The following is a 26,649-nucleotide window of genomic DNA, read 5'->3' on the forward strand; positions in this document are numbered from 1 at the left end:
ACACGTCGTCTTTAGTTGCCTTATGCGTCTTCGCCCGCGGCTTTCTCGACAGTGCCGAGGCTCGCTTGCTCGTCCAGTTCTTGCCGGGTCAGCGTTTCGATCAATGCGGCTTCCTCGATCGCAAGCGGTGCCTGCAGTGCTCTGGATTGCGCATCGTAATCGTCAAACGACAGGGTGTTGGCGGCATACGCCTTGTCGAGAATTGCCTGTCGCTCCTGAAACGGCTGCCGCTGCTTTTCGAATTGAGACTGGTATTTGTGGATGACAAACTCCTGCCAGAACTCCCTCGATAACAAAGCCTGAAACTCTTCCGGCGAGTGATCCAGTGCGATGACTTTTTCGTACGCGGCATCTATTTGTGCTTTCGATACATTGACCAGATGCCCGAAACCCATGCGCTCAGGCTGCCCCGGCAGTTGCAAGCGGTCCTTCAGACCGTGGCGATAGAAAAGCCTGATCTCGACTTCCTCAGACACATGCGGTGCCGCAAGCGACGGCGCACCCTGGCCCTGTCTGGATTCGAGGATTTTCGCCTCTCGCTGTGCAATGTCCGCCGATGCGATCTTGTCGACTTCATGCAAGCGAAACAACGCCTTGGACAGTGCTGTCAGTTGCGGGCCTTGTGCTTGATCGCGAGCCAGGCTACGTGCGTTATGCATCATCATCCGGGTTTCCAGATTGGCGAACGTGAAAGCGGCCCGATCACAGCAGGCCGCCTCGCCCGAACGTTCGAACAGCTCGCTGCGCAGGCGTTCGGATTCCGGACTGTTTTCGGTAATGCTGTCGATCAGCTTCCAGACCCGTTGCTGAAGGTCGTTATGGCCGGCGGGAACATGCAGCAGGCGGTCAAGTGTATTGAACAGGCCATCCGACCCTGGCAGGTCGCGCAGTGTTTGCCATTGCACTCGTCGGGCTGACAGTTGATCGATCGACATTCCGACAGTCCAGCGAGCCATTGGATTATCTGTGGTCATTCGTGGCACCACAGGCACGTGGCCGTCTGCTGTGTCGATCAGGTTGTTCGGGCCGGTCAGCGGCATCTCTGCTTCTATCAATCGAGCGTTGTAACGGTTCAACCGGGCACGCGTCTCTGGCAACAACGGATTATGAGAGATATCGGTTACGTTGTTGACGCGGGCCGTGTGGGCAAGTCGCTCGTCCGGCGGCGCGATGACGGAATCGGGGATTTCCTCGATCCGGTTGTTGCTCAGATCAACGGTATCCAATAGCGGCTGATCGGCAATGCCGGCAGGAAAGGTGGTGATGCCCGTGTTGGCCAGGCTCATCGAGCGCATGTCGATGATCCCGCTGAAGTCCGGGACGACGGCCAACTGTGGATTGTCATGCAGGCCCAATGCTCGCAGTGTGGTGCGCGCTGAAAGAATGCGGGCAGTCTCGTCGGTCAGGACAATCTGGTTTTTCTCCAGGAACAGTCGGGTCAGACCATTCATCTCGCCCACGGCCGGGGGCAACTCGCGCAGTTGATTGCGCGAAAGATCCAGCCAGCGGACATGGCGGAATCGGGTCAGAAAACCTTCCGGCGAGGTGCTCAGGCCCATACTGCTCAGGTTGAGTGAGCCAACGTGACTGAAGTCCACATCGATATCCGGCAGGCTTTGCAACCTCAGGCCGCTGAGATCCAGTTCAAGGCCGATGGGGGTGCTGTCATTGGCCAGTTTTTGCGGTGTTTCACGTCGCCAGCAACTGATGATCCGTCGACTTGCCGCCGTTCGATCGTGGCGGGTTTCTGCGTTGATCAACAACCGGTTCGCGCGAACATACCGTTGGCGGTTGCCGCCTCCAGAAAAAACCCAGGCGTCCAATTGAGTTTTCAGGGTGCTGAACTCCAGCTCGAGACTCGCCAGTCTTGTGCCGACGGTACCCTTCTCCAGGCTCCAGATATATTCCCTGCACATCTTGATACTTTTGAGCGGATACAAACGCCGGTATCGCTGCGCCCTGGAGTTATCGCTGTCAAATGCCGCGGGATGTGCCGGGTTCATCAGTTCGGGGTGTGCAGCGTGCACGCGTCGCCAGTAACGATCGAATGTTTTCCAGTAGCCGGAAGGAAAGTCATTGCCCTCCAGTAATGTGGCACCGTTGATTTTCGCGGTCGAGACCAATTGTTCAGGTACCGGGTTGATGAGGGCCTCTGGTACTTCAGTCAAGTGGTTGTTGCGCAAATCAAGGGCCGTCAACGCCGTGTTGCCCAGCAGGCCGGCGGGCCACTGGTCGATCCCCGTGTCATGCAGGTCCAGGCCTGTCAGCCCGGACATCGCACTGAAATCGGGGGACTTTTTCAGTGGGTTCCGGGACAGATTGACGATCTTCAACCGGCTCAACGCACTCAGTTTTGCAGCACTGGATTCATCCAGCTCAAGGCTGTTCGAACTCAGATCCAGGTAAACCAGTTTGTCCATATCACCTATGCAGGCCGGCAATTTGCGAAGACTGGAGTGATTGATGGAGAGCGTTTCCAGTTGGGTGAAATTGGCGAGGAATGTCTCGCCAGCATCCGACCAATGGACGGCCTGAAGGTCCAGCGTCCGGACATGGCTGAAGTCCGCCGTCAGTGCCGGCAATGGTCCACTGCCGGGCGGTATCCTGAGGATTGCGCCCGACTCTTGCAGCCAGCAGGCCTTGATGATTCTGGCCAGACGTCGCGGCGCCCCGAGGTTAACGGTGCGACCTTCCACATCTATCGATACACGGTTGTGATTATCGGCCACATGATTTTCAAGTTGCGATTCAAGCAACTCGAACTCTTGCAGGCGTCGGGTCAGTGCTTCATCACTCAGATGCAGAACATAATCCCTGGCGGCCTGGGTATCCTTGTCCGGGTACATCCTCTGCACCATCGCCAGTTCGGCAATGTCTTCGGCCAGCCTCAGACCCTGCGGATGAGCGGGGCCGGGCAGTGCCGGATGATCCGTGGCGAGGCGGCGCCAGTACAGTTCCAGGGTTTTCCAATAGCCGGGCGCAAAGTCGTTGCCCTCGATGAGGGTGACGCCGTTGAGTCTGACGGTGGCTTCGAGCTGCGCGGCGGGGGGATCGAGCAGTGTCTGCGGTACTTCCTGCAATCGGTTATTGCGCAAGTCGACGATGTGCAGACCCTTCAGGTTGCGCAATCCTGTAGGCCACTGATCCAGCTGCGTATTGCTCAAGTTCAACGCTTTCAAACCGGTCAGTGCGCTGAAGTCGGGCGCGATACTCAGCGGATTGTGCGAGAGGTTGATGGTTTCAATATTGCCGAGTGCGGTAAGTGTCGCTGCGTTTGGTGTGTCCAGCAGAATCCGGTTTGCACTCAGATCCAGCGTTCGCAGGTCGCCCATCTGCGCCAGGGCTACCGGCAGTCTGTCCAGCGTGGCGCGGGTGATCGTCAATTGCTCCAGGCGCGAGAAGCCGGTGAGAAACGTGTCGGCTGCGGGCGTCCAGGTCACAGAGTCCAGGGCCAGGTCGCGGACATGGCTGAAATCAGCCTTCAACGCGGGCAGGGTGCCGCTGCCAGGTGCAAGCCTCAACGATGTGCCGGTCTCGCGACGAAAGCAGCGTTTGATTTCGAGGGCGACCTGTTCTGCCCAGTCTTTTGCTGCGCCTGACGTCGTGGACGACGCGTTGCGCCAGAGCGTCAGTTGGTCCTTGAGCGTTTTGTATTCTGTTTCGCGTCGACTCAGCCCGCCTTCGATGTCGCTGCCCAGCGAGCGCAGGTATGCGTCAATCTGTTCCTCGCTCATGGAGGGATACAGCCTTTTTGCGCGAGCGTGCGGACTGCGCAGTCGATTGACGATGGCGGCAACCCGGTCTGCCAATCGTCGCTGAACCGGCCGCGCATGTTCTGCGCCGGGCCGAGGCAATCCACTTGTAACAGGTTCGGTCGATGCAGGCGGGGCTGGTCTGGAGGCATCCTGTGGATGCCAGAGCCCGCTTTCGGCGTCACGCAGCAGTACCGGGCCGAGGGCCTCCAGATCGGTTGATAACCGGGCTCGATACTGACGGGTAAGCGTGTCGACTCCAAGGAGCACCGTACCCCCATTGGGAACATCGACGTACCGGCGTCCCTTGTGCATCCGGAAACCCTCGGCGTTCGGACCTGGTAAATCAGGGGGGACGGTGATCCAGTAATGCTCCAGGGGCCATTGCTCACGCGTGAGTGCGGCCCTTGGGGGCGCTGACTCACGAATCGTTACCGCCGGTATCGGCGTGACGGTATCCGGGTCAGCGTCGCTTGCAGGTCTGCCGGGCCCTTCAGGGGTTAGTGTTCCCCGTGAGGTCGACGGGCCGAAATCGACACGCGGCGGCGTCTCGGGCCTTGCTGTTTCCGAGCCTTGCCGGGGCGGTCGTGCAGAGTGTTCAACGGTTCCTTTGAAGGGTAGTCGTGGTGACATTTTTACTTCCTTGCAAGTTTGCTTGTCAGGCGCCCGCGAACGGGCGCCGATAACGTTCGGCGTCATTGCCTGTTGGTTGTTACAGGAGGCACAAGCCCGTTGCCCGGGCATGGCCATTTAGCTGGAGAGCGCAGCGGCGTTGTCCGCCATGGTGAATATTTTTTGCGCTGTCTTGCCATCGAAATGATTGCGCCAGATCTCGGTATGCGGCCGACCGGCCAGTTCATCGCGGCGCTGCGACTTGACCCCGAGTCTGCTCTGTTCAAGGGTTTTCAAATGACCGCCTCTGGTTTTGAAGCCCAGCGGGTGGCTGTCCTGCCTGTCATAGTGAAAATGCGCTTCCCACAACGGCGCACCGTCAGTGCTATCGCTGATGGAATAAACGTCCAGGAACTCCCTTTCCTTGCCTTTGCCCAGCGCCTTGCGATTAACCGTCCTGCGGACATTGACTTCGGCGCGATCCATCAGATAGTTCAGGCGCATGATGTCCAGCACGTCTTTGTCCTTGTACATCCGCATGTGGATCTTCTGCCCCAGGTCCGTCAAGGCATCGGCTGCGGTTCGCAGGCGTGCGGCGAGATCGACGATCACGCTATCCTCGATCTGGCTTGCATGGTCCTCCAGCCGTCTGGCCTGCTCATTGAGCCGGTCGCTTTCGGTGCCCAGAGTTTCCATGATGTTCGTCGGGTTGGCTTTTTGGGCTTCCTGGACGCGCGCATCGGCCATGTGGTGCTCATGGCTGTCCAGTGACGCGGTTGCTTCGCGGATCAGTTGCGCTCGCGGTACACGGACGATTGGCGGCAGCACTGGCAGCCACTCTTCCTGTCTTTTTTCGTAGCGCCGGGGGGGCGAATCGGGTCGCAACGGATCGGCAACCTTGATGATGACGCTGCCGTCCGGGGCGGTCTCGGTCTCCCCGACCAGTACCCTGTAAGTGCCGTGCCGGCGCGTTCGGAACATTTTCCTGGCGGGGGCGGGACGCCCTGTCTCGGCGTAGACGGGTTGCGCCGGAATGAAGTCGAAATCGATATCCTGGTCGAGGCTCGGCAGATCGGAATGGGGCATAGAAACGTCAAGGATTTCGTTCAAAGTGCTGTCAATCTTCTTCTCGATCGGTTCGATCAAGGCAATGATCTGCTCAAGGTATTGGTCCTTGGGGCTTTGCGAGCTCAGCAGCATTTCGAAGCGACTCTTGTCCCCTCTGATCTGGTCAAGGGCCAGCAGGAGTGCCATGGTGTGCTCTCGTTCTGGAACACTGCTCAGATCCCCGGTGATCAGGTCGATGGCAGACAGCGAAGGCATTGTGGTGTCTGGCGGCTGGTCGGGAGTGCCTGCAAACAGGTGCACATAAAGCGTCAGTTTGTTGAAGTTGATGCGCTCCGCCGTCGGTACCTGTTGGCTGAGCTCCGCCAGTTGTGCGGCCGCTCCGGGGGAGGCTTTTCTGATCTGCTCCATCACTACCTGACGCTCCTCGAGGAACTTCAGCTTCTTGTCCAGGTGAGTGAGGATTTTCCTGCAGCTGTCGGCACTCAGGTCTGTCGTCTCAGGCCTGACCCTGAGGTCCATGACGGCCATGAGCCTGTTGAGGGACTCGACGTGTTCTACCCGGAAGGTGTGCAGTTCTTCCTTGAATAGCCCGCCGGCCTTGAGGATGGTCATCCAGTCCTTGTTGTCGACGAGCGACTGAACGAAGGCCGTCTGTTTTCTGATGTGCCTGAGCAAATGCACCTCAACGGCGACCAGAGCCGCGGTCCTTGTGGGACTTTCCGCCTGTTGTCGGGCCTCGCTCCACAGCGCGTCGTACTGCGTGGATGATTCGATCAGAGCGGTGTGGGCTTTCTGGAAGGGTTCATAACGTTGCATCAGCAGGGCCATATTGACCTGCCTCGGGTTATTGCGCGGCATGCCGCCTCTCAGCCCCGTCATTACAGAAACCCAGACGCCCGCCTCGTTGCGAGTGATGGCCCGGGTTTCGCCGCTGCGACTGGCCCGGTAGATGTTGGCGCTGTCGGTGGCGACCGGATCCTTGGCGTTAACGATGCGCCACACCTTGTGCGACGGACTCGACGCGTCGAGATCCAGCATTGCCTGGTACGCTTGGTTGTGGATGACCACGTAGAGCTTGCCGTCGTGGCGAAACAGCCCATCGCTGCCGGGTTCGGATGTGCTGAAATCCAGATCAGTGCGAAACGGTTGAAGGCTTGCATCGGTCAGCGGTACGTGGGTTGCGTCGACATCATTGAGTGGATGCCAGAGTCCGCTGTCGACATCGCGCAACAGCAGTGGCCCGGAGGCATGCAGTTCGCTTGATAGCCGGGCCCGGTACTGTCCGGTGGCTGGCTCCACCGCGACCAGAACGACGCCGCCATCGGAGACGTCGACGTACTGTCGTTTGTTGTAGATCCTGAATCCTTCGCCGTTGGCGGGCGGCAGTTTTGCCGCGGTTTTGATCCAATAGCGCCTTAACGACTGATCGTGGAAGAGACGAATTTCAACAGGGGCCGGTGTCCGGTGGAGGATGACAGGCGGGGCGGGCAGAATTGCATCGGCGTCCGCCACCCCGGGCGGCGGTGTCCGCGGTTTCGGTTTTTCGCCAAGGAGCCACGGATCGAGGTTTTTGCGGCCCGGCGTACCACTGGTTTCCGTCCTGCCGTCCATCGGTCGGTTCGAGCGGATGTGGACGTCCACGTCCACATGGATGTTGCCATTGCGAGGCGGTTTTACGGCCATGTTTCTTCATCCTTGAAAAAGTGGCGGTTGCAGAACTCCGGTCATCGGGTTCTGCAAGGTGTTCAGCGTCATTGCTGCTGTCTGGCGGGTTGAAGCTCACCGGAGATTTTCTGCTGGAGGCGCGCAGGGCACGTTGTCGTGAAAACCGACCATTGCCGTCGGAATTGGTTAAATTTTGTGCTATATTCCGCGCCCGCGATTTTTCACTTCAACACCGGTCGTCGACATGCAAGCAGCCAAGCCGTTATTTGACTATCCAAAATATTGGGCCGAATGTTTCGGGCCAGCGCCATTCCTGCCGATGAGCAGGGAGGAGATGGATCAGCTTGGCTGGGATTCGTGCGACATCATCATTGTTACCGGTGATGCCTACGTCGATCACCCGTCGTTTGGCATGGCAATCATCGGCCGGCTGCTGGAGTCGCAGGGCTTTCGCGTCGGGATCATTGCGCAGCCGAACTGGCAGTCCAAAGACGACTTCATGAAGCTCGGCGAGCCGAATCTGTTCTTCGGTGTCGCGGCGGGCAACATGGACTCGATGATCAACCGCTACACCGCGGACAAGAAAATCCGTTCCGATGACGCGTACACGCCTGGTGGCATGGCCGGCAAGCGTCCTGACCGCGCCAGCCTGGTTTACAGTCAGCGCTGCAAGGAAGCCTACAAGCACGTGCCGATCGTGCTCGGCGGCATCGAAGCCTCGCTGCGCCGCATCGCCCACTACGACTATTGGCAGGATCGCGTGCGCAATTCGATCCTGATCGACGCCAGCGCCGACATTCTGCTGTACGGCAACGCTGAACGTGCCATCGTCGAGGTTGCCCAGCGTCTGTCGTGGGGCCACAAGATCGAAGACATCACCGACGTGCGCGGCACCGCGTTCATCCGTCGCGACACGCCGCAGGGCTGGTACGAGGTGGATTCCACGCGCATCGATCGTCCGGGCAAGGTCGACAAGATCATCAACCCGTACGTCAACACGCAAGACACCCAGGCCTGCGCCATCGAGCAGGAGAAGGGGCCGGTCGAAGATCCGCAGGAAGCCAAGGTCGTGCAGATCCTCGCCAGCCCGCGCATGACCCGCGACAAGACCGTGATTCGTCTGCCGTCGATGGAAAAGGTCCGTAACGACCCGGTTCTGTACGCCCACGCCAACCGCGTGCTGCACCTGGAAACCAACCCGGGCAACGCCCGTGCGCTGGTGCAGAAGCATGGCGAGGTCGATGTCTGGTTCAACCCGCCGCCGATTCCGATGACCACCGAAGAAATGGACTACGTGTTCGGCATGCCTTACGCCCGCGTTCCGCACCCGGCGTACGGCAAGGAAAAGATCCCGGCCTACGACATGATCCGTTTCTCGGTGAACATCATGCGTGGCTGTTTTGGTGGCTGCACCTTCTGCTCGATCACCGAGCACGAAGGGCGGATCATCCAGAACCGTTCCGAAGAGTCGATCATTCGCGAAATCGAAGAGATCCGCGACAAGGTCCCGGGCTTCACCGGCGTCATTTCCGACCTCGGCGGCCCGACCGCGAACATGTACCGCATCGCCTGCAAGAGCCCGGAAATCGAATCCGCATGCCGCAAGCCGTCCTGCGTGTTCCCCGGCATCTGCCCGAACCTGAACACCGACCACTCGTCGCTGATCCAGCTGTATCGCAGCGCCCGTGCCCTGCCGGGTGTGAAGAAGATTCTGATCGCGTCGGGTCTGCGTTACGACCTCGCGGTCGAGTCGCCGGAGTACGTCAAAGAGCTGGTGACCCATCACGTCGGTGGTTATCTGAAGATCGCCCCGGAGCACACCGAGGAAGGTCCGCTCAACCAGATGATGAAACCGGGCATCGGCAGCTATGACAAGTTCAAGCGCATGTTCGAGAAGTACACCAAGGAAGCCGGCAAGGAGCAGTACCTGATTCCGTACTTCATCGCCGCCCACCCGGGCACTACCGACGAAGACATGATGAACCTGGCCCTGTGGCTCAAGGGCAACGGCTTCCGCGCCGACCAGGTGCAGGCGTTCTACCCGTCGCCGATGGCCACCGCCACTGCGATGTACCACTCGGGCAAGAACCCGCTGCGCAAGGTGACCTACAAGAGCGATGGCGTGACCATCGTCAAGAGCGAAGAGCAGCGTCGCCTGCACAAGGCGTTCTTGCGTTATCACGACCCGAAAGGCTGGCCGATGCTGCGTGAAGCGCTGATCCGCATGGGCCGCGCCGATCTGATCGGCCCGGGCAAGGATCAACTGATCCCGGCGCATCAGCCGGCCACCGACAGCTACCAGAGCGCCCGTCGCAAAAACTCGACTCCGGCCGGCAGCCACAAGGTCGCCAAAGAGAAGACCACCAAGATCCTCACCCAGCACACCGGCCTGCCGCCGCGTGCCAGTGATGGTGGTAATCCATGGGACAAGCGTGAACAGGCCAAGGCCGCGGCATTCGCCCGCAACCAGCAGGCGGCCAAGGAGCGCAAGGATGCGGCGAAGGGCAAAGGACCGAAGCCGACGCGCAAGCCGGTCGTGCCGCGCTAAAGAAAACGCCAACCTTCGGGTTGGCGTTTTGCATATCAGGCCTCAGGAAATTAGTTGTTGCCGCTGGCCTCTTCGCGAGCAGGCTCGCTCCCACAGGGGAACGCATTCCAAATGTGGGAGCGAGCCTGCTCGCGAAAGCGTCCGATCAAACACGGCAAGAATCAGCGTCCGCAACATTTGCGTGCAACTGAGCCAAAGCATTTCCTCGCTTCGCCCGGTTTTGGTGCTGTACTGCCTTGAGCATTTCGAGAAAGCGCGCTGGCCTGTGCATGGCATAAGTCTTGCGCGCTTTCCTCTACGCCCAGGCTCGCAGGAGGCACGCCGTGTCGATTCATGTCGCATTGCATCACGTCACGCATTATCGCTACGACCGCGCTGTCGAACTCGGCCCGCAGATCGTACGCCTGCGCCCGGCGCCCCACAGTCGCACGCGGATTCTGTCCTATGCGCTGAAAGTCTCGCCCGAGCAGCATTTCATCAACTGGCAGCAGGACCCTCAGGGCAATTACCTGGCACGTCTGGTATTCCCCGAGAAAACCGCAGAGCTGCGCATCGAAGTCGATCTGCTCGCCGAGATGGCGGTGTTCAATCCCTTCGACTTCTTCCTCGAACCGTACGCCGAGCGAATCCCGTTCAGCTACGCCGCCGACGAGCGCAAGGAGCTGGCGCCGTACCTCGAAACCCTGCCGCTGACGCCAACCTTCAAGGCTTACCTCGACAGCATCGACCGCACGCCGCTGCCCGCGGTGGATTTTCTGGTGGCGCTCAATCAGCGCCTCAGCGAAGACATCGGCTACCTGATCCGCATGGAACCGGGCGTGCAAACCCCGGAGCACACCCTCCAGCACGCTTCCGGCTCCTGCCGAGACTCGGCATGGCTGCTGGTGCAGTTGCTGCGCAATCTCGGTCTGGCGGCGCGGTTTGTCTCCGGTTACCTGATTCAACTGACCGCCGACGTGAAAAGCCTCGACGGCCCGTCCGGCACCGACGTCGACTTCACCGACCTGCATGCGTGGTGCGAGGTGTATCTGCCCGGCGCCGGCTGGATCGGCCTCGATGCCACGTCCGGGCTGTTCGCCGGTGAAGGGCATATCCCGTTGGCCTGCAGTCCTGATCCGTCCTCGGCGGCGCCGATCAGTGGTCTGGTCGAACCTTGCGAGACGCAGTTCAGCCATGAAATGTCAGTGGAGCGAATCTGGGAAGCGCCGCGCGTCACCAAGCCCTACACCGATGAGCAATGGCGAGCGATTCAGGCGCTGGGCCGGCAGATCGACGCCGACCTGCTCGAAGGCGATGTGCGCCTGACCATGGGCGGCGAGCCGACCTTCGTCTCCATCGACGACCCGGACGGCGCCGAATGGAACACCGCCGCGCTGGGGCCGGACAAGCGCCGGCTGTCCGCCGAACTGTTCCAGCGCATGCGCAAGCAATACGCGCCGCAGGGGCTGGTGCATTTTGGCCAGGGCAAGTGGTATCCCGGCGAGCAATTGCCGCGCTGGTCGCTCAATTGTTACTGGCGCCGCGACGGTCAGCCGATCTGGCACAACGACGCGTTGATCGCCGACGAACAGCAGGACTACGCCGCCGACGGGGAACTGGCCGGACGCTTTCTCGCCAGTGTTGCCGAGCGTCTGAAGTTGCCTGTGCGCTTTGTGTTCCCGGCCTACGAAGATCACCTCTACTACCTCTGGCGTGAGGGCGCGTTGCCCGGCAACGTCAGCGCTGAAGATTCGCGTCTGGAAGAACCGCTGGAGCGCGCGCGGCTGCGCAAGGTCTTCAGTCAGGGTCTGAACAAGGTGATCGGTCAGGTGCTGCCGCTGGCGCGCACGGCCAAGGGCGATCAATGGCAGAGCGGGCGCTGGTATCTGCGTGACGAGCACTGTCGCCTGGTGCCGGGGGATTCGCCGCTGGGTTATCGCTTGCCGTTGGCGTCGCAGCCGTGGGTGAAGGCGGCGGAATATCCGTTCATCCATCCCAACGATCCGAATCAGGACTTTGCTCAACTGCCGGATGCCGCGCAGCTTGGTGTGCACGGCGAACCGGCTACGGTGGATGAGCGGGTGCCGAAAATCGATGAGTCCGCGGACTGGCTGACCCGCACCGCATTCTGCGCAGAGGCTCGCGAAGGGCGGCTGTATCTGTTCATGCCACCGCTGGAGCGGGTCGAGGATTATCTGGAACTGGTGTCGGCCATTGAGGCCACCGCCGAAGAGCTGCGCTGCCCGGTGCTGCTGGAAGGTTATGAGCCGCCGAGTGATCCGCGCCTGAGCAATTTTCGTATCACCCCGGACCCAGGCGTGATCGAGGTCAACGTGCAGCCGTCGGCGACCTGGGACGAGTTGGTCGAGCGCACCGAGTTTCTTTATGAGCAGGCGCGGCAAACGCGTCTGACCACCGAGAAGTTCATGATCGACGGGCGCCATACCGGCACCGGCGGCGGCAACCATTTTGTCCTTGGCGGCGCGACACCGGCGGACTCTCCGTTTCTGCGGCGGCCGGATCTGCTGCGCAGCCTGATCAGTTATTGGCACAACCATCCGTCGCTGTCGTACCTGTTTTCCGGGCTGTTCATCGGCCCGACCTCCCAGGCGCCACGGGTCGATGAGGCGCGCAATGATGCCTTGTACGAACTGGAGATCGCTTTCGCGCAGATGCCCGAGCCGGGCGAGGAGTGTGCGCCGTGGCTGGTTGACCGACTGTTGCGCAATTTGCTGATCGATGTCACCGGCAATACCCATCGCGCCGAATTCTGCATCGACAAACTGTATTCGCCGGACGGCGCCACCGGGCGCCTGGGTCTGCTGGAACTGCGCGCTTTTGAAATGCCGCCCCACGCGCAGATGAGTCTGGCCCAGCAGTTGCTGTTGCGGGCATTGGTCGCAAGGTTCTGGCGCGAGCCTTACGCGCCGCCGAAGCTGGCGCGCTGGGGCACGGAGCTGCATGACCGCTTTCTGCTGCCGCACTTTATCGAGCAGGATTTTGCCGACGTCATCGTCGAGCTCAACCATGCCGGCTATCCGTTGCGTGCGGAATGGTTCGCTGCGCATCAGGAATTTCGCTTTCCCAAGGTCGGTGATTATGCTGTCAACGGCATCGAGCTGGAGCTGCGCCAGGCCCTCGAACCCTGGCATGTGCTGGGCGAGGAGGGCACGGCGGGCGGCACGGTGCGTTACGTCGATTCTTCGCTGGAGCGCTTGCAGGTCAAGCTCAACGGCCTGCCGCCACAGCGCTATCTGCTGACTTGCAATGGCGTCGCGGTGCCGTTGCACCCGACCGGACGAGTAGGCGAGTTTGTCGCCGGGGTGCGCTTTCGAGCCTGGCAACCAGCCAACTGTCTGCATCCGACCATACCGGTGCACGCGCCGTTGGTGTTCGACCTGCTCGATACCTGGATGGGTCGTTCGCTGGGCGGTTGCCAGTATCACGTGGCCCATCCCGGCGGGCGCAATTACGAAACCTTGCCGGTCAATGCCAACGAAGCAGAGAGCCGGCGCATGGCGCGGTTTTTCCGCCTCGGACACACGCCGGGGAAACTTCCCGTACCCCATGTAGAAATCAATGACGAGCTACCGATGACCATCGATCTGCGCCGTTTCTAGAGCCTGCGCAACACGCGGATTTTTCGTATATCCGCGTGTCACGTGCCTGCGTTAGTCTGACCGTTCCCTGCTGTCTGCCGAGCTTTCCATGCCTGACCTGCTAGACCGCTACCCGCTGAACGCGGGCACCTACCACGAACTGCTCGACGGCAGCGGCGCAGTGCGTGCGCATTGGCAGCGGCTGTTCGATCAGTTGCAGCGCAGCAGCCCCGCGCAACTGGTGCAGCGCCAGGCCTTGCTGGCGCGGCAGATTCAGGAAAACGGTGTCACCTACAACGTCTATGCCGACCCCAAAGGGGCTGATCGGCCATGGGAGCTGGATCTGCTACCCCATGTGATTGCGGCGGATGAGTGGCAGCAATTGTCCGCCGGCATCGCTCAGCGTGCGCGCTTGCTCAATGCGGTGCTGGCGGATCTGTACGGCCCGCAACGGCTGATCAGCGAAGGTCTGCTGCCGGCAGAGCTGGTGTTCGGGCACAACAATTTTCTCTGGCCCTGTCAGGGCATTGCGCCGCCCGAGTCAGCCTTTTTGCATTTGTATGCCGTGGATCTGGCGCGCACGCCGGACGGCCGCTGGTGGGTCACCGCCGATCGCACCCAGGCGCCGTCCGGTGCCGGTTATGCGCTGGAAAACCGCACCATCGTCTCCCGGGCTTTCCCTGATCTGTACCGGGATCTGAAGGTGCAGCATCTGGCCGGCTTCTTCCGCACGTTGCAGGAGACCCTGGCGCGACAGGCTCCGGAGGGCGAGGACGCGCCGCTGGTGGTACTGCTGACGCCGGGGCGTTTCAACGAAAGCTATTTCGAGCATCTGTATCTGGCTCGCCAGCTCGGTTATCCGTTGGTCGAGGGCGGCGATCTGACCGTGCGCAATGCCACGGTGTACCTGAAAACCCTCAGCGGCCTGCGCCGGGTGCACGCGATCATGCGCCGCCTCGACGATGATTTCTGCGACCCGCTGGAGTTGCGTACCGACTCGGCGCTGGGCGTGCCCGGCCTGCTCGAAGCGGTGCGTCAAGGGCGGGTGCTGGTGGCCAATGCGCTGGGCAGCGGGGTGCTGGAATCGCCGGGCCTGTTGGGCTTTCTGCCGAAGATCAACCAATTCCTGTTTGGTGAAGAACTGATCCTGCCGTCGATCGCCACCTGGTGGTGCGGGGAGGCACCAGTGCTGGCGCAAGCGCTGGAAAAACTTCCTGAGCTGTTGATCAAACCGGCGTTCCCGTCGCAGAGCTTCGCGCCTGTTTTCGGCCGTGACTTGAATGAAAGTCAGCGCCTGGAGCTGGCGCAACGCATGCAGGCGCGGCCTTATGCCTATGTCGCGCAAGAACTGGCGCAACTGTCGCAGGCGCCGGTCTGGCAAGCCGATGACGGTCAACTGCAACCGCGCGCGATCGGCATGCGCATGTACGCGGTGGCCAGCCACGATGGCTACCGCGTGTTGCCAGGTGGGTTGACCCGAGTGGCGGCCGACGCCGATGCCGAGGTGGTGTCGATGCAGCGCGGCGGGGCGAGCAAGGACACCTGGGTGCTCAGCGACCGTGCGCCGAGTGGCGAGCAATGGAAGGCGCAACGCAATGTCGGCGTGCACGATCTGGTCCGCCGTGATCCGTACCTGCCGTCGCGGGTGGTGGAAAACCTGTTCTGGTTCGGCCGCTACTGCGAACGCTGTGATGACAGCGCGCGGCTGCTGCGCATCATGCTCACGCGCTATGTCGATGGCGATGATCCGCAGGCGTTGCAGGCGGCGGTCGATCTCGGTGAGCGACTGGCGCTGTTGCCGGATGAAGGCGAACTGCCGGAGCGCCTGCTCGCTGCGCTGCTGGGTGAGGACTGGTCGTTCAGCCTGCGCTCCAACTTGCAGCGCTTGCAGTGGGCTGCGTCGCAAGTGCGCGGCAAGCTGTCCCGCGAGAACTGGCAGGCGCTGGTCGAATTGCAGCGCGAAGCACTGGAGCTGGAAGTCGATGAGCCGGATTTCGGCGAGTTGCTGGATTTCCTCAACCGTCTGGTGATGTCGCTGGCGGCGCTGTCGGGGTTTGCCCTGGATGACATGACCCGCGACGAAGGCTGGCGCTTTCTGATGATCGGCCGGCGCATCGAACGCCTGCAATTTCTCAGCAGCAGCCTGGCCGCGTTTCTGCGCGGTGCGGGTGCGTTTGATCAAGCGGGGCTGGAGTGGTTGCTGGAACTGGGTAACAGCAGCATCACCTATCGCTCGCGCTACCTGGCCGTGGCGCAGTTGATTCCGGTGCTCGATCTGCTCTTGCTGGATGAGCAGAACCCCCACGCCGTGCTGTTTCAGCTGAAACTGGTCACCCGCACTCTGAAACGCCTGAACGACGATTTCTCCGCGCCTCGCGAGACCGTGCTGCCGCAATTGGTCGAACGCCTGTCGCGATTTGATCTGGGTTGTCTGGAAAATCCGCTGTTCGGCAAATCCAGCGTGCGGGCTGCGCTGGATGGTCTGGCCGATCTGTTGCAGGAAATCGCCGAAGCCAGCGGCCAGGTATCGGATCGTCTGGCGCTGCGCCATTTCGCCCATGTCGATGATGTCAGCCAGCGCACGGTGTCGGTCTGATGAGCGCTCAGTATCAGATCTTCCACGACACCTGTTATCACTACGACAGCCCGGTTTCCCTTGCGCAGCAACTGGCGCACCTGTGGCCGCGCGAATGCAGCTGGCAGCGCTGCACCGAACAGCAGTTGCTGATCAGCCCGGAGCCGACCATGCGCCGGGATGAACGGGATGTATTCGGTAATCCGCTGACGCGGCTGGCATTTGAACGGCCCCATGACCAATTGCAGGTCAACGCCCGGCTGACGGTCGAGGTGCTTGCGCGCCCGGCGCTGGATTTCAATCACTCGCCGGCGTGGGAGCAGACCCGCGATGCGCTGACCTACAGCAGTCAGCCGTTGGCCGCCGACTTGCTCGAAGCCTGTCGCTACCGGTTCCAGTCGCCTTATGTGCATTTGAAGCGCAGCTTCGTCGAGTTCTCGCAAAGCTGTTTTCCGCCGGGGCGTCCGTTGCTGCACGGCGTGCAGGCGCTGATGCAGAAGATCTTCAGCGAATTCACCTTCGATGCCGAAGCCACCCAAGTGGCGACGCCACTGGTGGAAGTGCTGGAGCGTCGACGCGGGGTCTGTCAGGACTTTGCCCACCTGATGCTGGCCTGCCTGCGCTCACGCGGGCTGGCGGCGCGTTATGTCAGCGGCTACCTGCTGACCCAGCCACCGCCGGGGCAACCACGTCTGATCGGCGCCGACGCCTCACATGCCTGGGTTTCGGTGTTCTGCCCGGTGCTGGGTTGGGTGGATTTCGATCCGACCAACAATGTGCATCCGGCGCTGGAACACATCACGTTGGCGTGGGGCCGGGATTTTTCCGATGTGTCGCCGCTGCGCGGGGTAATTCTCGGTGGCGGTAATCACGATCCGGAAGTGCGGGTCACGGTGATGCCGCAGAATTGATGAGTTTTCAAATGTGGGAGCGAGCCTGCTCGCGAAAGCGTCAGGTCAGCCAATAGATTTGTAACAGATATACCGCATTCGCGAGCAGGCTCGCTCCCACAGGGGATTTTGGTGTTTCAGGGAAAGCAGGGCTGTGAGGGCCGGCAGCAGGAACCGCCAGCCCCGTCACAAATCCGCAGGGCCTGATTCGATCATCAAACCCGGTGGGGCTCAGGCGTCGGGCGTCTGATCTTTCGGTGCATCGGGTGCATCGGGTGCATCGGGTGCATCAACATCATCATCTGTCGCCACATCACCGTCAGGGTTCAGTGCCGCTTCTTCAGCGGTTTGCTTCTTGCGCTGAAGCTTTTCCTCTTTCTTCTGTTCCTTTGCCAGGTCTCGTTGACGTTTGGCGAAGGAGTAATTGGGTTTGGCCATGGGCGATCCTCTGGGGTCGAAGGTGAGGTTGAGCGGCGCGTATTCTGCCCTGTATCGGTGTCCGGGGGTTAACCCGGTTTTTGGTCGACCCACTTGGGTGTGACGGTCGGCTGCCACTGATCGAGGGCGTCGAGCAGGGAATCTGGCGATTCGCTCACTTGCAGCATGTCACGGTGTGGCGTGCGAACGAAGCCTTCGCCGACGATATGATCGAGAAAAGCCGTGAGTTTGCTGTAGAACCCGTTCACTTCCAGCAGCCCCAAAGGCTTGCCGTGGTAGCCGAGTTGGCCCCAGGTCCAGACTTCGAACAGCTCTTCCAGCGTGCCGAGGCCGCCGGGGAGGGCGATGAACGCATCGCTGAGTTCGGCCATCCGCGCCTTGCGCGCGTGCATGCCGTCGACCACTTCCAGGCGCGTCAGGCTCTTGTGGCCAATCTCCTTGTCCATCAGGCTTTGCGGGATGATGCCGATCACTTCGCCGCCAGCAGCGAGGGCAGCGTCAGCGACAATGCCCATCAAACCGACGGCGCCGCCGCCGTAGACCAGCGTCAACTTGCGTTCGGCCAGTGCCCGGCCAAGGGCGACGGCGGCTTCGGTGTAGGCTGGAACAGTGCCGGCGTTGGCACCGCAAAACACACAAACGGATTTCAGCGACATGCGTTACTCCTGGGTCGATCAGTCGCACAGGGTACCGGCTGGCGCGTCTCGGTCCAAGGGCTAGACTTCGCGTTCGGGTGATTCAAAAGTACCGCTGGCGCCACAAGCGTAGGCGGCGAGCAAGCTGCACAACAGGCCGTTGAAGATCATGACAGGCACTCCGTTTCAGTAGGTGGGCCGATCATAGGGCTGGCCAAATGAAAAGGCCGTTAGATTGTGTCGATGAGTGCCATAGCCGGAAAGTTGTATACAATTTTTGACTCAAGTCATAGGAACTTGCGAAGATTTCAGGCAGTCTTTGCACCACTAGTGTTTTGTTAACCCTGCCTTGGAGATTCACCATGTTTTCCAAAGTTGTTGCGGTATCCCTGCTGGCGCTGGCCAGCAGCCAATTGATGGCTGCCGAGTGCAAAACCACCGTTGATTCCACCGATCAGATGTCCTTCAACACCAAGGAAATCGTGATCGACAAGAGCTGCAAGACCTTCACCGTCGAACTGACCCACTCCGGCAGCCTGCCGAAGAACGTCATGGGTCACAATCTGGTGATCAGCAAAGAAGCTGACATGCAGCCAATCGCTACCGACGGCCTCGCAGCCGGGATCGACAAGAGTTACCTGAAGGATGGCGATGCGCGCATCATCGCCCACACCAAGATCATCGGCGCCAAGGAAACCGATTCGGTGACTTTCGATGTGTCGAAGCTGGATGCCGCTGAAAAATACGGCTTCTTCTGCTCGTTCCCTGGCCACATTTCGATGATGAAAGGCACTGTAACCCTGAAATAACTCGGGGATAGGGAATCAAAATAAAACGCCGCTGCGGGATGATCGCAGCGGCGTTTTTTGCATCAGCATCCGTCATTCATGTGGAAAGCCGTTACCGTTCGTCCGAAGTGGGCTCATACCTGTTATTTCTGACAGTAGACCGATCTTTAAAACAGGGGGCTAGATAGAACCTTCTCAGGCTAGGCAAGAAGGTGTCCTTCATGATTGGCAAAATTAGAAAATCTACACTCCTGCCGCTGGAAATCACCCAGGTGGTTTCTGGTGGACAGGCGGTTTCCAGTGGCAGCGTGATTTTTTCCCAAAGAGCCAGTTTCAGCGTTACCGGGCCTTCGTCTGTAAAGTTGAGTTTTCTAGTGGACGATGCCCTGAAATACACCGGTGATACGAGCACAGACGGGATCGGATTCTTTCTCATAGATGACATACCAGAAGGAAGGCACGAATTTCGAGTGACCTTCGAGGACGAGTCCACCGATGCATTCGTATTGATTTCAGTTGTAACAAAGCCGTTCATCAAAACGCTGAAAGATTCCAACGGGGATGATATCGAGCACGAAGGCACTACCAAGGACACCAAACTGGTCATTAGCGGCCTGGCAAAAGAAGGTCAGATAAAGATACTGAACGATTCAGCCCCTGACGTGATCGCCACTTTCACGGTCGAGAGGGATCGTAGCTGGGGCGGCGATCTTGAACTGCAAGCCGGGAAAACCTACGCACTGAAGGCCCGGGCGGATGACGGCAAGGAATCCAATCTCTACTCCGTGACCGTGGAGCCAGCGTCTGGAGGCGAGGTGGACATAACCTCTCTGACAGACTCCTCCGGCCCGGTAGGGGACGAAACCGCTACGCCGGACACCAATTTATCAATTGCCGGGACAGCGACGTCCAATTCGGTAGAGATATTCGATAATGACGACCCGACACCGATCACAAACTTTCCGGTGGTGGGAGGCAATTGGGGGGGGGAGCTGGATTTGCCTGTCGACAAACGATATTCGCTGACGGCCAAGGCCCCGGGCGGTCAAGCGACCGAACCGCGGAGTTTCTATGTCGGGACGCCGAAAAAGCCTGAGATTACTCGCGTCTCGCCCGCGAGTGGCCCAGATCTTGAAGATGGTGACACCACCACGTCTACTCTGCTTACGTTTCACGGCGTTGCTGCTGGGCATTTCAAATTGTTGATTCGTGATGGCGACAAGGGTATGGCCAACACCTCCGTCTATTACAAGAACGACTGGACAGAAACGCTCAAAGCTTTACCTCCCGCAACATACATATTCAACGTCAAACCGCCGTCGGACGACCCGTCCGATAACTTCACGATCACGATCGAATCCGTTACGGATGCCAAGCTCGCGGATTGAAGAATGCTGAAACCCACTATGCTGCAGGTCCGAAGCGGCTGGCAGTGATCGTCTGGTTTTGATGTTCCAAACACAGACATCGCTGCCAGTGGCAACTTTGCGGTACGTCCGTTCAAGGTGCGAACGGCATGACTCGTTTGTGATGGGTCTTGTTGTACGTGTCGACAATGATCCTGAACGCCTCGTCACGCACCGGCTCGCCATGCAGGAAGGCGTCGATCTCGGCATAGGTCACGCCATGGGCCGCTTCGTCCGGTTTGCCCGGCGACAGGTCTTCGAGGTCCGCCGTCGGTACTTTCTCGACCAAAGGCTCTGGCGCGCCGAAACTGCGCGCAATCGCACGAACCTGATTTTTCACCAGACCGCTGAGCGGTGCCAGGTCGCAGGCGCCGTCGCCGAATTTGGTGAAAAAGCCCATCACTGCTTCCGCCGCGTGGTCGGTGCCGATCACCAAACCGCCCGCCACCCCGGCAATCGTGTACTGCGCGACCATGCGCATCCGCGCCTTGGTATTGCCCAGGACGAAATCCACCGACGCCGCCGGTTTGCCTTCGAACGCCGAAACCTGAGCAGCCAGCGCCTTGACCGCCGGGCCGATGTTCACGGTGTGGATTTCGTCAGGGGCGATGCAATCGAGCGAAGCCTTGGCGTCGTGCTCGTCGAACTGGGTTTCGTAGGGCAGGCGCACGGCGATGAATTTGTAGCGGTCGTCGCCGGTTTTTTCGCGTAGATCACGTACCGCGCGCTGGGCCAGCAGGCCTGCGGTCAGTGAGTCGACGCCGCCGCTGATGCCCAGCACCAGGGTCTTGAGCCCGGAATTGACCAGGCAATCCTGAATGAACGTCAGGCGTCGGGCGACTTCGGCCTGCAGGGCCTGATCGTCGGCGAACGGTGGTTGCACCTTGAGCTGCTCAGCAATCTCACGCTGTACGGCTTGCATGAATTCACTCCTTGCTAGATAGACTGGATTCGGCAGGAACCTGAAACACATGTCGCAAATAGGCGACGAAATTCGGATCTTTGCAGTGGGTCTTGCCAGGCTCGTCGGAAATCTTCGCCACCGGCTGGCCGTTGCAGGCGGTCATTTTAAGCACGATGCTCATCGGTTCGACACCCGGGATGTCACAGGTGAGGTTGGTACCGATGCCGAAGCTCACATTGATGCGACCATGCAGCGCGCGGAAAATCTCCAACGATTTTGGCAGGGTCAGACTGTCGGAAAACACCAGGGTCTTGCTCATCGGGTCGATGCCGAGCTTGTGGTAATGCGCAATGCACTTTTCGCCCCACGCCACCGGGTCCCCGGAGTCATGGCGCAGACCGTCGAAGAGTTTGGCGAAGAACAGATCGAAATCGCCAAGAAAGGCGTCGGTAGTGATGCAGTCGGTGAGGGCGATACCGAGCAGGCCCCGGTACTCGCGAACCCAGCAATCGAGCGCAGCGATCTGGCTGTCGATCAGGCGCGGGCCGAGTTGCTGATGGGCCATGATCCACTCGTGAGCCATGGTGCCCAGCGGTTTCATGTCCAGCTCGCGGGACAGATGCACGTTGCTGGTGCCGACGAACCGTCCGGGGAAGTCGTGCTTGAGGACATTGACCACTTCGGCTTGCACGCCGAAGGAAAAGCGCCGGCGGGTGCCGAAATCGGCGACCTGCAACTGCGATAACTCGTCGGCCGAGGCGTTGGCGGTCAGCCAGTCGAACTTGCGATAGAGCTGTTCGCGCGCCTGTTCCAGCGAGGTTTCCCGGTAGCGATAACGGTTGCGCACTTCGCTGACGATCGCCAGCAGCGGTACTTCGTAAAGGATGACGTGCAGCCACGGCCCGCGCAGGCGAATGAACAACTCGCCGTTCTCGATGCCGGTATGCAGGTAGCGCAGGTTGAAGCGGAACAGGCCGAGGAAGCGCAGGAAGTCCGGTTTCAGGAAAGTGATGCGCTCAAGGAAACTCAGCTGATCGGCACTGAGACTCAGCTCGGCCAGTCGCTCGATCTGATGACGGATCTCGGCCAGATACGGGCGCAGGTCCTCGGCGTTGCGGCAGCGGAACTCCCATTCGACTTCGACGTTGGGGTAGTTGTGCAGCACCGCCTGCATCATCGTCAGCTTGTAGAAGTCGGTGTCGAGCAGGTTCTGCACGATGCGATCGGCAAACACACTCTCGCTCATAAACGGGTCTCCAGTTGCGCCGCGCCTGGCGCGGTCTATATCGATGGCGCTAGTGGCGCATATCAGGTGCAAGGATTGCCAGCAATTTTTCATACCACTGTAAATCCCTGTGGGAGCGAGCTTGCTCGCGAAAGCGGTGTGTCAGTCAGAGAGGATTTGGCTGACCTGACGCTTTCGCGAGCAAGCTCGCTCCCACAAAGGGGCCAAATATGGTCCGGTTGGTCTCAAGCCGGGCTGTCGATCTGCTCCAGCATCCACTTCACGAAATCCCGTACCTTCGGCACTTCCGCCGCGTGTTCGGGGTAGGCCAGGTAATAGGCATCGCTGCTGGGCATCGCATGCTGCCAGGGTATGACCAGTTTGCCCTCGGCCAATTCTTCTTCCACCAGAAACCGTGGCAGCAGCGCCACGCCACAACCGACCTGGGCGGCGCGGATGCACATATAAAAGGTTTCGAAACGCGGCCCGTGATAGCTGTGTTCGGTGTGGTAGCCCTGGCTGTCGAACCAGTCGTGCCAGGCCTGCGGTCGCGAGGCATTTTGCAGCAGCACCAGATCAGTGAGCTGCGTCGGGTCAGTGAATGGCGTGTCCGGCAGGCTCCCCGGGGCGCAGACCGGTACCAGTTCTTCGCCGAACAGTTTCAGGCATTCGGTGCCCGGTCGCGATGCCTGGCCGAAATAGAAAGCCAGATCACTGCGCCCCTGCAGCAGATCATCGGCTTCCTGTTCGTTGCACAGATCCAGATGGATCGATGGATGACGCAGTCGCCAGCCTTTCAGGCGCGGCACCAGCCAGCGCGCGCCGAAGGTTGAAGGGGTGGAAACGCGCAGGACTTCGGTTTCGCCGCCGTAGGAACGCAGGTAATGCGTCGACATCTCCACTTGAGTGAGGATTTTTCTGACCTCGACCAGATACAAATCTCCGGCCGGAGTCATCTGCAAGCGCCGACGCACGCGGCGGAACAGCAAGTGCTGCAACAGTTCTTCGAGCTGTGCGACCTGCTTGCTTACCGCACTTTGGGTCAGGTTCAGCTCTTCGGCGGCGCGGGTGAAACTCAGGTGCCGGGTCACCGCCTCGAAGCACTGCAGGGCGGTGATCGAGGGCAAGTGGCGTTTGTTCAGCATGGCCAGTCCTTTTTCTTGTCTTTCTGTACGCAGCATGAATAAACGGAATGATATCTGGCGTAAAGGTCGTTTGTTGGTTCGCCTTTGTGACGCTACAACTAAAGGCCTGCCCGGCCATGAATTAATGGCCGCACACATTCTGTTTTTGCTTGAGGAGAGACCGATGGTTGCCGCATTGCTTGATCGTCTGGGAGTCAACCCGGCCCTGTACCAGAACGGCAAAGTGCCGGTGCATTCGCCCATCGATGGCAGTCAGATTGCCTCGGTGAACTGGGAAGGCGCTGCCGAAGTCGAGCAGCACATCAGTCGCGCAGATCATGCATTCGAGCACTGGCGCAAGGTCCCGGCGCCGCGTCGTGGCGAACTGGTGCGTCAGTTCGGCGAAGTGTTGCGCGAATACAAGGCAGACCTCGGCGAGCTGGTGTCGTGGGAGGCCGGCAAGATCACGCAGGAAGGTCTGGGTGAAGTGCAGGAGATGATCGACATCTGCGACTTCGCCGTCGGCCTGTCGCGCCAGTTGTACGGTTTGACCATCGCTTCCGAACGCCCGGGCCACCACATGCGCGAAACCTGGCATCCGCTTGGCGTGGTCGGGGTGATCAGCGCGTTCAACTTCCCGGTCGCGGTGTGGGCGTGGAACACCACACTGGCGCTGGTTTGCGGCAACCCTGTGGTGTGGAAACCCTCGGAAAAAACCCCGCTGACTGCGCTGGCCTGTCAGGCGCTGTTCGACCGCGTGGTGAAGAACTTCAGCGATGCTCCGGCGAGCCTGTGCCAGGTTGTGATTGGCGGTCGCGATGCCGGCGAAGCATTGGTCGACGATCCGCGCGTCGCGCTGATCAGCGCCACCGGCAGCACGCGCATGGGCCGCGAAGTGGCGCCGAAAGTCGCCGCGCGTTTTGCCCGCAGCATTCTCGAGCTGGGCGGCAACAACGCGATGATCCTCGGCCCGAGCGCCGATCTGGACATGGCGGTGCGCGCGATTCTGTTCAGCGCCGTCGGCACCGCCGGGCAACGCTGCACGACTCTGCGTCGCCTGATCGCTCATGAGTCGGTGAAGGAAGAAATCGTCACTCGCCTGAAGGCCGCTTATTCGAAAGTACGCATCGGCCATCCGCTGCAAGGCAATCTGGTCGGCCCGCTGATTGACAGGCACAGCTTCGAAAACATGCAGGACGCGCTCGAGCAGGCGCTCAGCGAAGGCGGCCGAGTATTCGGCGGCAAGCGCCAATTGGAAGAGCAATTTCCCAACGCCTACTACGTGTCGCCGGCCATCGTGGAAATGCCCGAGCAGAGCGATGTGGTCTGCAGCGAAACCTTCGCGCCGATTCTGTATGTGGTCGGCTACAGCGATTTCGAGGAAGCGCTGCGCCTGAACAACGCCGTGCCGCAAGGCCTGTCATCGTGCATCTTCACCACCGACGTGCGCGAGGCCGAGCGGTTCATGTCGGCGGTCGGCAGCGACTGCGGCATCGCCAACGTCAACATCGGCCCGAGCGGTGCGGAAATCGGCGGCGCCTTCGGTGGCGAGAAAGAGACCGGCGGCGGCCGTGAGTCCGGTTCCGATGCCTGGCGCGCGTACATGCGCCGGCAGACCAACACCGTCAACTACTCGCTGGAATTGCCGTTGGCGCAGGGCATCACTTTCGACTGATGGAGATTGATGCGATGGCCCTGTGGGAGCGAGCCTGCTCGCGAATGCGTCAGGTCAGTCGACATTGATGTTGGCTGATTTACCGCTTTCGCGAGCAGGCTCGCTCCCACAGGATCTGCAGTGTGTTTGTTGGGTTTCTGTTGGAGTCTGGCAATGCCGTTACGCGAAGAATGTCTGTGGGAACAGCTCACGCCACAACGCCCGGATCATTCGGCGCTCAGGGGCGAGGTCAAGGTCGATGTCTGCGTGATCGGCGCCGGGTTCACCGGGTTGTCGGCGGCGCTGCATCTGTTGGAAAAGGGCAAAAGCGTCTGCGTGCTGGAGGCTCATCGCGCAGGGCACGGAGGTTCCGGGCGCAACGTCGGGCTGGTCAATGCCGGTATGTGGATTCCCCCGGATGAAATCGAAGCCGGGTTCGGCGAGGCGGTCGGCAGTCAGCTCAACCGCATGCTCGGGGCGGCGCCGGCGCTGGTGTTCAGCCTTGTGGATAAATACAACATCGATTGCCAGTTGCGCCGCGAAGGCACGTTGCACATGGCGCATAACGCCAAGGGCGAGGCGGATCTGCGCAGTCGCGAGCAGCAGTGGAAGCGCCGTGGCGCGCCGGTCGAGTTGCTGACCGGCAAAGCCTGCGAGCAAGCCACCGGTACGCAGAAAATCGCCGCTGCGCTGCTTGATCGTCGTGCCGGTACGCTCAATCCGATGGCCTATGTGACCGGGTTGGCCAACGCCGTGCTGGGGCTCGGCGGGCAAATGTTCGATCATTCGCCGGTGACTCGCCTCGAGCGCGTCGGGCCGAAGTGGTCGGTGCAGACCGCGCACGGTTCGGTACTCGCCGAACAAGTGGTGATCGCCTCCAACGCCTACACCGAAGGCGACTGGACCGAGCTCAAGCGCAATTTCTTTCCCGGTTATTACTACCAGGTCGCCTCGGTGCCGCTCAGCGAAGATGCCGCGCAGGAAATTCTTCCCGGCGGGCAGGGATCTTGGGACACCCGTCAGGTGTTGAGCAGCATCCGCCGCGACAAGGATGGCCGCCTGCTGCTTGGCAGTCTCGGTAATGGCAATCAGAAACCGACCTGGTTTCTCAAGGCCTGGGCTGATCGAGTGCAGCAGCATTACTTCCCCAATCTGAAGCCGGTCGAGTGGGAATGCACCTGGACCGGGCGCATTGCGTTTACTCCCGATCACCTGATGCGCCTGTTCGAACCGGCGCCGGGACTGGTGGCCGTCACCGGTTATAACGGTCGCGGCGTCACCACCGGCACTGTGGTCGGCAAAGCCTTCGCCGATTACCTGTGCAACGGCGATGCGCAGGCGCTGCCGATTCCCTTCGCACCGATGCAGCCCCTCGCGGGAGTGGGCTTGCGCAGTTGCCTGTACGAGGCCGGGTTTTCGCTGTATCACGCGGGCCAGTGCCTGCGCATCGTCATTTGAGTGTTGAAATTTGTTGCCGGAAGCGGCGCTTTCGCATCCAGCGACTAGCCTGTAATGGTGCGGGTTGTAGCAGTCCCGCACCAGCAGTGTGCAGTTCGGTGACGCGGGCTGTTACAGGCTGGTTGCACGTCGTTTGCCGCTGCGGTTGCAATGATGGCGCGCGCGGGTTGCGCCTGTAAAAACAAATGGTTTCACCTTCCGCGGTTTAGACGGTTGCACGCCCAATGAAAATGGGAACGAAACAGTCGAAATAACAACAATGCAGCGACTTTTTGAAGAATAAAAAACCGATGGCACGGGCCTTGCTCTGCGCTTTGAGTGAAGTGAAG

Annotated in this window: 15 protein-coding genes; 8 read left to right on the plus strand and 7 right to left on the minus strand. The window is 60.4% G+C overall.

Annotated elements, in window-relative coordinates; genetic code table 11:
* Positions 1-20 precede the first annotated feature (20 nt).
* Both AC0Z4S_RS05650 and AC0Z4S_RS05655 read right to left on the minus strand, forming a co-directional pair.
* Complete coding sequence (locus AC0Z4S_RS05650; protein WP_485622351.1) at positions 21-3,734, minus strand: NEL-type E3 ubiquitin ligase domain-containing protein; 3,714 nt, start codon at positions 3,732-3,734, stop codon at positions 21-23.
* A 768-nt stretch (positions 3,735-4,502) separates the two neighbouring features.
* Positions 4,503-7,115 carry a hypothetical protein gene (locus tag AC0Z4S_RS05655; protein ID WP_485622352.1) on the minus strand — a complete coding sequence of 871 codons (2,613 nt, stop codon included), beginning with the start codon at positions 7,113-7,115 and terminating at the stop codon, positions 4,503-4,505.
* A 226-nt stretch (positions 7,116-7,341) separates the two neighbouring features.
* Between AC0Z4S_RS05655 and AC0Z4S_RS05660 the strand changes: the two genes are divergently transcribed.
* The 4 genes from AC0Z4S_RS05660 to AC0Z4S_RS05675 all read left to right on the plus strand — a co-directional run bounded on the left by AC0Z4S_RS05660 (position 7,342) and on the right by AC0Z4S_RS05675 (position 16,709).
* Complete coding sequence (locus tag AC0Z4S_RS05660) at positions 7,342-9,645, plus strand: YgiQ family radical SAM protein (protein WP_042608967.1); 2,304 nt, start codon at positions 7,342-7,344, stop codon at positions 9,643-9,645.
* Positions 9,646-9,968: 323 nt separating this feature from the next.
* Positions 9,969-13,244: a transglutaminase family protein gene (locus AC0Z4S_RS05665; RefSeq protein WP_485622353.1), complete on the plus strand. Its 3,276-nt coding sequence runs from the start codon at positions 9,969-9,971 to the stop codon at positions 13,242-13,244.
* An 88-nt stretch (positions 13,245-13,332) separates the two neighbouring features.
* Positions 13,333-15,819 carry a circularly permuted type 2 ATP-grasp protein gene (locus tag AC0Z4S_RS05670; RefSeq protein WP_485622354.1) on the plus strand — a complete coding sequence of 829 codons (2,487 nt, stop codon included), beginning with the start codon at positions 13,333-13,335 and terminating at the stop codon, positions 15,817-15,819.
* The gene (locus AC0Z4S_RS05675) at positions 15,819-16,709 is read left to right on the plus strand and encodes a transglutaminase family protein (RefSeq protein ID WP_485622355.1); all 891 of its coding nucleotides are present in this window, start codon (positions 15,819-15,821) and stop codon (positions 16,707-16,709) included. The genes AC0Z4S_RS05670 and AC0Z4S_RS05675 overlap by 1 nt, the downstream gene beginning before the upstream one ends.
* Positions 16,710-16,919: 210 nt before the next feature.
* On the opposite strand, the gene AC0Z4S_RS05680 is transcribed toward AC0Z4S_RS05675, so the two are convergent.
* Together AC0Z4S_RS05680 and AC0Z4S_RS05685 are read right to left on the minus strand one after the other, a co-directional pair.
* A complete protein-coding gene (locus AC0Z4S_RS05680) occupies positions 16,920-17,126 on the minus strand; it encodes a hypothetical protein (RefSeq protein ID WP_485622356.1) in 207 nt (68 codons plus the stop codon).
* A gap of 68 nt (positions 17,127-17,194) precedes the next feature.
* Complete coding sequence (locus AC0Z4S_RS05685) at positions 17,195-17,782, minus strand: cytokinin riboside 5'-monophosphate phosphoribohydrolase (protein ID WP_485622357.1); 588 nt, start codon at positions 17,780-17,782, stop codon at positions 17,195-17,197.
* Positions 17,783-18,123: 341 nt separating this feature from the next.
* On the opposite strand from AC0Z4S_RS05685, the gene azu reads away from it, so the two are divergent.
* Positions 18,124-18,570: an azurin gene (azu, locus tag AC0Z4S_RS05690; protein WP_042608962.1), complete on the plus strand. Its 447-nt coding sequence runs from the start codon at positions 18,124-18,126 to the stop codon at positions 18,568-18,570.
* 200 nt (positions 18,571-18,770) lie between these two features.
* Positions 18,771-19,937 (plus strand): hypothetical protein, encoded by a 1,167-nt coding sequence (locus AC0Z4S_RS05695; protein ID WP_485622358.1) that lies wholly within the window; start codon positions 18,771-18,773, stop codon positions 19,935-19,937.
* 112 nt (positions 19,938-20,049) lie between these two features.
* Here the strand turns inward: AC0Z4S_RS05695 and nadE are convergent, their stop codons facing one another.
* The 3 genes from nadE to AC0Z4S_RS05710 form a co-directional block, all read right to left on the minus strand.
* Positions 20,050-20,877, minus strand: coding sequence for an ammonia-dependent NAD(+) synthetase (nadE, locus tag AC0Z4S_RS05700; RefSeq protein ID WP_253498559.1), 828 nt, complete (start codon positions 20,875-20,877; stop codon positions 20,050-20,052).
* Positions 20,878-20,881: 4 nt separating this feature from the next.
* A complete protein-coding gene (pncB, locus tag AC0Z4S_RS05705; protein WP_042608959.1) occupies positions 20,882-22,105 on the minus strand; it encodes a nicotinate phosphoribosyltransferase in 1,224 nt (407 codons plus the stop codon).
* 224 nt (positions 22,106-22,329) lie between these two features.
* Positions 22,330-23,229, minus strand: coding sequence for a LysR family transcriptional regulator (locus tag AC0Z4S_RS05710; protein WP_485622359.1), 900 nt, complete (start codon positions 23,227-23,229; stop codon positions 22,330-22,332).
* A gap of 163 nt (positions 23,230-23,392) precedes the next feature.
* Here AC0Z4S_RS05710 and amaB point away from each other — a divergent pair, with 163 nt between their 5' ends.
* Together amaB and amaA are read left to right on the plus strand one after the other, a co-directional pair.
* The gene (gene amaB / locus AC0Z4S_RS05715) at positions 23,393-24,883 is read left to right on the plus strand and encodes an L-piperidine-6-carboxylate dehydrogenase (RefSeq protein ID WP_485622360.1); all 1,491 of its coding nucleotides are present in this window, start codon (positions 23,393-23,395) and stop codon (positions 24,881-24,883) included.
* Positions 24,884-25,036: 153 nt separating this feature from the next.
* The gene (amaA, locus tag AC0Z4S_RS05720) at positions 25,037-26,320 is read left to right on the plus strand and encodes an L-pipecolate oxidase (RefSeq protein ID WP_485622361.1); all 1,284 of its coding nucleotides are present in this window, start codon (positions 25,037-25,039) and stop codon (positions 26,318-26,320) included.
* The last annotated feature ends 329 nt before the right edge of the window (positions 26,321-26,649 follow it).

The organism is Pseudomonas sp. 1L-B-1-E-C1, assembly GCF_057291835.1.